Source organism: Stenotrophomonas sp. HMWF003 (assembly GCF_003061285.1).
Lineage (GTDB): Bacteria > Pseudomonadota > Gammaproteobacteria > Xanthomonadales > Xanthomonadaceae > Stenotrophomonas > Stenotrophomonas maltophilia_AP.
In genome coordinates this window covers 1-830 of sequence record NZ_QAIW01000297.1, presented here as the reverse complement: position 1 = coordinate 830, position 830 = coordinate 1, and the positions used below count along the sequence as shown (strand labels likewise).

Annotated in this window: 1 pseudogene; it reads right to left on the bottom strand. The window is 67.8% G+C overall.

Annotation, left to right across the window (positions count from 1 at the left end):
• A pseudogene (locus tag DBR34_RS22875) lies at window positions 1-830 on the bottom strand (pitrilysin family protein); the annotation flags it as partial.

Below are 830 nucleotides of genomic sequence, written 5' to 3'. Positions count from 1 at the left end.
AGGCCAGCGCGTCGGCCTTGCCGCCGAACCCGCCGATGCGCTCGATGCCGCGGATGAAGCCGGCGCGGAACGCGGTCTTGCCCCGGCTCAGTTCGTCGGCGGTCGGGCCGTCCTTGGCCAGGCGCTTGATCTCTTCATCGATGATCGCCTCCACCTTGGCCGGGTCCACGCCCTGCTTGACGGTGGCCATCACCACGAAGTTGGAGCCCAGCTGCGAGCTGTAGGCGCCGGCACTGATGTTGTCCACCAGCTTGTCCTGGTGCAGCAGGCGCTGGTCCAGGCGCGAGGACTTGGCCCCGCCCAGTACCTGGGCAAACAGCTGCAGCTGGTCGATGTCGGTGGTGCCGACCTCGGCCACGTTCCAGGCGCGGTAGATGCGCGCCTGCGGCACCTTGTCGGTCATCACCTCACGGGTGCTCTTCTCGCGCTTGGCCACGTCCACCTTGGGCTGGGCCATGGTCGGGCCGGCCGGGATGTCACCGAAGTAGCGCGCCACCTTCTCCTTGGCGGTGGCCAGGTCGATGTCACCGGCCAGCACCAGCACCGCGTTGTTGGGGCCGTACCAGGTGCGGAACCAGGTTTTGACGTCATCCAGCGAGGCGGCGTTGAGGTCGTTCATCGAGCCGATCACGCCGTGGTGGTACGGGTGGCCCACCGGGTACATGGCGCGGGTCAGCTTGTCCCACACCTGGCCATAGGGCTGGTTCTCGCCCTGGCGCTTCTCGTTCTGGACCAAGCCGCGCTGTTCGTCGAGTGCGGCCTGGTCGATCGCGCCGACCAGGTGGCCCATGCGGTCGGACTCCATCCACAGCGCCATGTCCAGCGCGGTG